This window comes from Craterilacuibacter sp., assembly GCF_051659485.1.
GTDB lineage: Bacteria > Pseudomonadota > Gammaproteobacteria > Burkholderiales > Chromobacteriaceae > Craterilacuibacter.
This window is the reverse complement of sequence record NZ_JBOFOO010000182.1, coordinates 1-7459: the sequence shown is the minus strand read 5'-3', so window position 1 is coordinate 7459 and position 7459 is coordinate 1. Positions and strand designations below refer to the sequence as shown.

Sequence of the window (7459 nt, the reverse complement as noted above, 5' to 3'; positions counted from 1 at the left end):
GGACTGGCTGAACAGAATAGCCGTCACCCAGACGATGCCGAGCACCACGATGACGGTGATGTAGGTACTCCAGAAATTACTCATTGCTTCGCTCCAGTGGAAGCCTTGCCGGATTGCTGCTCCGGCGTGTGCTCATCATCCATGAAGGGCAGCATGCCTGCCTCTTCATAGCGCTGTTTGGATTTCTTGCTGTAGGCGCCGATCAAAATCACGATGAAAATCGTAAAGCAAAACACCGTGAATAAAGCGCGCGAAAGAATAACGCCGTCCATGATCAGCGTGTGTTCTTCAGCGCAAGACCGAGGCCTTGCATGTAGGCAATCAGCACATCCAATTCCGACTTGCCTTCTACTTCGGCACTGGCGCCGGCGATCTCGGCATCGGTGTAAGGCACGCCGACCTTGCGCATGGCTTCCATCTTGCCCGGAACAGCGGCGGCATCAGCCAGATTTTTTGCCAACCAAGGGAACGCCGGCATATTCGACTCCGGCACCACGTCGCGCGGATTGATCATGTGTACACGATGCCATTCGTCCGAATAGCGGCCGCCTACACGTGCCAGATCCGGCCCGGTACGCTTGGAGCCCCACTGGAACGGATGGTCGTAGACCGACTCACCGGCAACCGAGTAGTGACCATAGCGTTCGGTCTCGGCACGGAACGGACGTATCATCTGCGAGTGGCAGTTGTAGCAGCCTTCGCGGATATAGATGTCACGCCCCGCCAGTTGTAGCGCGGTGTAAGGCTTGACGCCTGCGACCGGTTCGGTGGTCTGCTTCATGAACATCAAGGGCACGATTTCAACCAAGGCGGCCACGCTGATGACCAGGAAGGTCAATACGATCAGGTAGCCAACCTTCTCTTCGATCAGTTTCTGGATCTTTTCCATGTTGTTTCCTTCGTTCCCTTAGTGAGCGTGCGCAGCAACAGTCGGGATCTTGGCATCCACCGGCTTGCCAACGATCGCGGTGCGGTACACGTTGTAAGCCATCAGGAACATGCCGCTCAGGTACAGCGTGCCACCCAACAGGCGTACGAAGTGGTACGGATAGGTCACTTTGACAACTTCGGCAAACGCATAAGTCAGGGTGCCGTCAGGGTTGAGCGCACGCCACATCAGGCCCTGCATTACGCCGGAAATCCACAATGCGGCGATATAGAGCACCACACCGACAGTGGCCAGCCAGAAGTGGGCTTCGATCAGCTTGATGCTGTGCATTTCTTCACGGCCGAACAGGCGTGGAATCAGGTAGTACATGGAACCGATGGTGATGAAGCCCACCCAGCCCAAGGCGCCGGAGTGTACGTGGCCGATCGTCCAGTCGGTATAGTGCGACAGGGCGTTTACGGTTTTGATGGCCATCATCGGGCCTTCAAAGGTCGACATGCCGTAGAACGACAGCGATACCACCAGGAACTTCAGGATCGGGTCGGTGCGCAGTTTGTGCCAGGCGCCGGATAGGGTCATCACGCCGTTGATCATGCCGCCCCAGCTAGGTGCCAGCAGAATCAGCGAGAACACCATGCCTAGCGACTGGGTCCAGTCAGGCAGTGCGGTGTAATGCAGGTGGTGCGGGCCGGCCCACATATAGGTGAAGATCAGTGCCCAGAAGTGCACCACAGACAGACGGTAGGAGTACACCGGACGACCGGCCTGCTTGGGGACGAAGTAGTACATCATGCCCAGGAAGGCCGCTGTCAGGAAGAAGCCCACGGCATTGTGGCCATACCACCACTGCACCATGGCATCGACGGCGCCGGAGTAGATCGAGTAGGACTTCCACATCGATACCGGAATGGACAGGTTGTTGACGATGTGCAACAGGGCAACGGCCAGAATGAAGGCGCCATAGAACCAGTTGGCCACGTAGATATGCTTGACCTTGCGGATCGCGATGGTACCGAAAAACACAAAGGCATAAGCCACCCAGATGACAGTGATCAGTATGTCGATCGGCCATTCCAGTTCGGCATATTCCTTGCCCTGGGTGAAGCCCAGTGGCAAGGTGATTGCAGCCAGGACGATGACGGTTTGCCAGCCCCAGAAGGTGAACGCGGCGAGCTTGTCCGAGATCAGGCGTACGTTACAGGTGCGCTGCACCACGTAGTACGAGGTAGCGAACAGACCGCAGCCGCCGAAGGCGAAAATCACGGCATTGGTGTGCAGGGGGCGCAAGCGGCCAAAGTGTAGCCAGGGCCCGATATTCAGGTCTGGCCATACCAGCTGTGCCGCAATGATTACGCCTACCAGCATGCCGACGATACCCCACACGACGGTCATGATGGCAAACTGGCGCACCACCTTATAGTTATAAGTGGATTGCGTTTCCATTAACGATTCTCCAAGGTTGCAAACAAAAACGATTTTTTATGTCATTCATTTTTCAGCCGCTACCTATTGAGAATCGACTGAAATGATGTCATTTGTGTGTTTTACCCTGTGTTGCCGGTATTTTGGCTCCACGTGATATTGCTTTTAGGCTATTGAGTAGCCTTTGCTTCAACTCGGCATTCTATCCAATTGGCAAGCTTCCGGCCAGACCGGTTTGTGCAATGCGCAAGCTGTTTTCCGGTTTTATGGCTGGCATGCTCTAAAATGACCGGCAGCAGAACAGTTTGCATTTTATTGTCATATTTCGATCGGTTCTTGATGCAAGTCAAACTTTTATCTGCCATCTTGTGTAAAGGCGGCAGTATTCGCTATCTAATACGGAAATTTCCTGTCCAATGAACAACGGTATTCGCTATCAAATTCATGCGGCACAGCCTGCCGCACACCTGTTTTTTGTTACCTTGACGGTGGATGTGCCTGCGGCCGAAGGGCAGGTCTTCCGTTTGCCGGCCTGGATTCCCGGCAGCTATATGATCCGCGAGTTTTCCCGGCATATTGTTGCATTGCACGCACATTCAGGCGGGCAGCCAGTTGCGCTGACCAAGCTGGATAAACACAGTTGGCAGGCCGGCGCAGTCTGCGCGCCGCTGGTGCTGGAATATCAGGTTTATGCTTTCGACCTCTCGGTGCGCGGCGCGTATCTGGATGGCGAGCGTGGTTTTTTCAATGCGTCCAGCCTGTGCCTGATGGTTGCTGGGCAGGAGGCGCAGGCGCATCTGTTAGAGATCACGGCGCCGGCCTGTGCCGCTTCAAAAGGCTGGTCGCTGGCCACCGCCTTGCCGTCTGTTCAGGTTGATCCGGCCGGTTTTGGCCATTATCGGGCCGAAAATTACGATGCGCTGATTGATCATCCGGTCGAGATGGGCGTATTAAGCGAGGTCGGTTTTACCGCTTGTGGTGTGGCGCACCGCTTTGTTATTTCCGGACGTCATCACCACGCCGACCTCCAGCGTCTGGCGCGTGACACGCAAAAAATATGTGAATACCAGATCCGCCTGTTTGGCGAGCCGGCTCCTTTTGCGGATTACCTGTTCATGTTGTTTGTGGGCGGTGATGTGTATGGCGGACTGGAGCACCGCAACAGTACGGCGCTGATGGCCGGGCGCGACGATTTGCCACTGGAGGGCGATGACGGCATCAGCGATGCTTATCTGCAGTTGCTGGGCCTGATCAGTCACGAATACTTCCATAGCTGGAATGTGAAGCGGATCAAGCCGGCCGCATTCACGCCTTATGACCTGACGCAGGAAAACCATACCCGCTTGTTATGGGCATTTGAGGGTATTACCTCTTATTACGATGATTTGACGCTGGTGCGTTGCGGCTTAATCGATAAGAAACGCTACCTTGGGCTACTGGCTAAAACCATGACTGCGGTAGAGCGGGGTAGCGGCCGCATGAAGCAAACGCTGGAAGACTCGAGCTTCGATGCGTGGACCAAGTATTACCGTCAGGATGAGAACAGTCCCAATGCCATTGTCAGCTATTACGCCAAAGGAGCCTTGGCTGCCCTGGCTCTGGATTTATTGATCCGGCGCGATACCTGCGGCCGCCGCTCTCTGGATGATGTGATGCGTGCCTTATGGCAGCGTTGGCAGCAAAACGGGCAGGGTATCGGTGAACAGGCATGGGGGGCGCTGGCCTGCGAGGTTAGCGGGCTGGACTTGATGCCATTTTTTGATCTGGCGCTCAGAAGTTGTGCCGATTTGCCCTTGGCCGAGTTGTTGCCTTCGCAGGGACTGCAGTTGAGCCTGACGCCAGCCGAGTCGGCTTCCGACAGGGGAAGCGTGATCGAGGCCGGGTTTTCACCGCGTCCGCGCGCCGTTCTCGGGGTAAAATACGCCGCAGATCCTCTGGGTGTCCGTTTGCTTCAGGTGTGGGATGGCGGCGCGGCGCAGGATGCCGGGCTGTCTGCCGGCGATGTGCTGCTGGCTGTCGATGGCCTGAAGTCTGCAGATCTGGATAAGACGCTGGCACGCTATCGCACGGGTGACACGCTGACGCTGCATGTCTTTAGGCGCGATGAACTGATGGTTTTCGAGGTGGTTCTGCAGGATGAAACTGCCGATACGTGTCGCCTGCTGTTGCAAAATGACGGTGGTGGCTGGCTGGAATAATAGAAGCTCAAAAAGCTTGGGAGATAATGCATGGGTTCGCAAAGAGATATCAAATATCTGTCTGACTATCAGGTGCCCGCTTTTCTGATCGACAAGATTGATTTGACTTTCGATATTGGCGCTGTCGCGACCAAGGTGCTGTCGCGTCTGGTCATGCGCCGTAAAGCCGATGGCGATAAGGGTGCGGCGCTGGTTCTGGATGGTTCTGCCTGTTTGGTGGCGTTGGTGCTGGATGGTGAAAAGCTGGATGCCTCGCGCTATCAGTTGCAAGGCGAGACACTGACGATTTCCGATGTACCGGACAGCTTTATCCTTGAAGTCGAAACCCAGATCGAGCCTGCAGCCAATACCAGCCTGATGGGTTTGTATGCTTCCGGCGGCAACCTGTTTACCCAGTGCGAGCCCGAAGGCTTTCGCAAGATTACCTATTATCTTGACCGGCCCGATGTCATGGCCAAATTCACCACCACCATGATTGCCGACAAACAGGCCTATCCGGTGCTGCTGTCCAACGGCAATAAGGTGGGTGAAGGGATGCTCGACAAGAAACGCCACTGGGTGAAGTGGGTCGATCCGTACAAAAAGCCGGCTTATCTGTTTGCACTGGTAGCCGGGCGTTTATCTGCGCTTAAGGATAGGTTTACTACTCGCAGCGGCCGTGCCGTCGCGCTGGAAGTCTGGACCGACCCCGCCGATCTGGATAAATCGCAATATGCAATGGACTCCCTCAAGCGTGCCATGCAGTGGGATGAAGCACGTTTTGGCCTCGAGTACGATCTTGATATCTATATGATTGTTGCCGTGGGCGACTTCAATATGGGGGCGATGGAGAACAAGGGCCTCAATATATTCAACACCAAATATGTATTGGCACGTCAGGACACCGCGACCGATGCGGACTTCGAGGGTGTCGAGGCGGTGATAGGTCACGAGTATTTCCATAACTGGACCGGCAACCGCGTGACCTGCCGCGACTGGTTCCAGCTTTCGCTCAAGGAAGGCCTGACCGTTTTCCGTGATCAGGCGTTTTCAGCCGACATGGGGAGTCGCGCAGTCAAGCGCATCGAAGACGTCAAATCCTTGCGTGCCTTGCAGTTTCCTGAAGATGCCGGCCCGACTGCGCATCCTATCCGCCCGGCCTCTTATATCGAGATGAACAACTTCTATACCATGACGGTGTATGAGAAAGGTGCCGAAGTTGTCAGGATGTACCATACCCTACTGGGTGAAACAGGCTTCCAGAAAGGTATGGCACTCTATTTCAAACGCCATGACGGCCAGGCGGTAACTTGTGATGATTTTCGCGCCGCAATGGCGGATGCCAATGGTGCCGATCTGGAACAGTTTGCCTTGTGGTACAGCCAGGCGGGCACGCCGGTGCTGGCGGTGGAGAGTGAGTACCATGCGTCACAGCAAGTATTCAGTCTGACTGTGCGTCAGCACACGCCGGTGATTGCAGGCCAAAAAGACAGTTTGCCACTGCATATTCCGCTGGCGATGGGACTGGTTGGGCGTGATGGCAAGGATTTGCCGCTGCAGATGGAGGGTGAGGCCGAAGCCGGGGCTAGCACGCGGGTGCTGGATATCAGGGGGCGCTGCCAGACCTTCCGTTTTGTCGGCATGGACGCTGCGCCGGTGCCATCCCTGTTGCGCGGATTCTCCGCCCCGGTCAAACTGGAATACAACTGGCGCGATGACGAGCTAGCCTTTTTGATGATGCATGACACCGATAGTTTCTGCCGCTGGGAAGCCGGGCAGAAATTGTCCGAGCGGGTCTTTATACGCCTGCTTGCAGATGCGGTGGCCGGGCGCAAGCTGCAGCTGCCGGCGGGTATGGTGACTGCACTGCGTGCAATACTGACCGACCTGACATTGGATGGGGCTTTCAAGGCGCTGATGTTGAGTTTGCCCGGTGAGGCCGATATTCTCGAGATGGTGACGGATGCGGATCCGTCGCTGATTCATACGGTACGCGAGAGTGTATTGGCCCAACTGGCGCAGGCGCTGCGAGGTGAATGGCATGAGACGCTGAAGCTGAACCAGACGCGCGACTACCGTCCACAAGATGCCGGCAAGCGCGCATTGAAAAATCTGGCGCTGGCCATGTTATGTCGCTTGCCCGATGCCTGGCCGGTAGAGAGTGCCAAGGCGCAGTATCTGGTGGCGGATAATATGTCGGATCAGATCGGTGCCTTAAATGCCTTGCGTGATCATGCCAGTGATGCGCGGCGTGAATGTTTGGCTGCTTTTGATCGGCAATGGCGTTCTGAAGCACTGGTGATGGATAAATATTTTGCCTTTATTGCAGCATCCCAGTTGCCGGATACGCTGGCTCAGATCAAAGCGGCGATGGATCACCCTGCGTTTTCACTGAAAAACCCCAACAAGGCCAGAAGCTTGCTGGGGACTTTCGGGCGCAATATGGCAGTCTTTCATGCTGCTGATGGTTCGGGTTACCGCTTTATGGCCGATCAGGTGCTGGCAGTCGATGCCATCAATCCGCAAGTTGCCAGCCGTCTGGTGCAGGTCTTCAATCGCATGCAGAAGCTGGAACCCAAACGGCGTGAACTGATGCGTATAGAGTTGGCGCGTATTTTGGCGCAGGCAGATCTGTCGCGTGATGTTTACGAAATTGTCTCCAAAAATCTTGAAGCCTGATATTTGTTTGCGGTGTGCTTGTTCAGGCACCGGTTAATTTTCAGGCGGGCTGATGCCCGCCTGTTTTTGTGTCTGTCTAATCTATGTCCAAGCGTTATTCATTATCCGGCGTGCTGACTCTGGCGTTTTTGTGGCTGGTGTGGGGCGGAAACTGGGTCGTTACCAAGTTGGGTCTAGCCTATGCCAGCGCTGCCCAGCTTGGCTTGCTGCGCACTGTGCTGGCGATTAGCACTCTGGGTGTCATCATGCTGCTGAGCAAGCGGCCGCTGCGCCCAACGCCTTTTGTGCCTAC

At 55.5% G+C, this 7459-nt stretch carries 5 protein-coding genes and 1 pseudogene; 3 read left to right on the top strand and 3 right to left on the bottom strand.

Features of this window, described 5'->3' with window-relative positions:
- Positions 1–80 precede the first annotated feature (80 nt).
- From ACRC1E_RS06570 to ccoN, 3 genes are read right to left on the bottom strand one after another with little or no spacing between them, the layout of a single operon-like run.
- Positions 81–272, bottom strand: coding sequence for a cbb3-type cytochrome oxidase subunit 3 (locus tag ACRC1E_RS06570; protein ID WP_438514311.1), 192 nt, complete (start codon positions 270–272; stop codon positions 81–83).
- Between the two features lie 2 nt (positions 273–274).
- The gene (gene ccoO / locus ACRC1E_RS06565; RefSeq protein WP_438514310.1) at positions 275–889 is read right to left on the bottom strand and encodes a cytochrome-c oxidase, cbb3-type subunit II; all 615 of its coding nucleotides are present in this window, start codon (positions 887–889) and stop codon (positions 275–277) included.
- Positions 890–907: 18 nt separating this feature from the next.
- Complete coding sequence (gene ccoN, locus ACRC1E_RS06560) at positions 908–2332, bottom strand: cytochrome-c oxidase, cbb3-type subunit I (protein WP_438514309.1); 1425 nt, start codon at positions 2330–2332, stop codon at positions 908–910.
- Between the two features lie 395 nt (positions 2333–2727).
- Here ccoN and ACRC1E_RS06555 point away from each other — a divergent pair, with 395 nt between their 5' ends.
- From ACRC1E_RS06555 to ACRC1E_RS06545, 3 genes and pseudogenes are all read left to right on the top strand, one after another.
- Complete coding sequence (locus tag ACRC1E_RS06555; RefSeq protein WP_438514308.1) at positions 2728–4509, top strand: M61 family metallopeptidase; 1782 nt, start codon at positions 2728–2730, stop codon at positions 4507–4509.
- A gap of 30 nt (positions 4510–4539) precedes the next feature.
- Entirely contained in the window at positions 4540–7167 is a 2628-nt protein-coding gene (gene pepN, locus ACRC1E_RS06550; RefSeq protein WP_438514307.1) for an aminopeptidase N, read from the top strand.
- Positions 7168–7250: 83 nt separating this feature from the next.
- Positions 7251–7459, top strand: a pseudogene (locus ACRC1E_RS06545) (DMT family transporter); the annotation flags it as partial.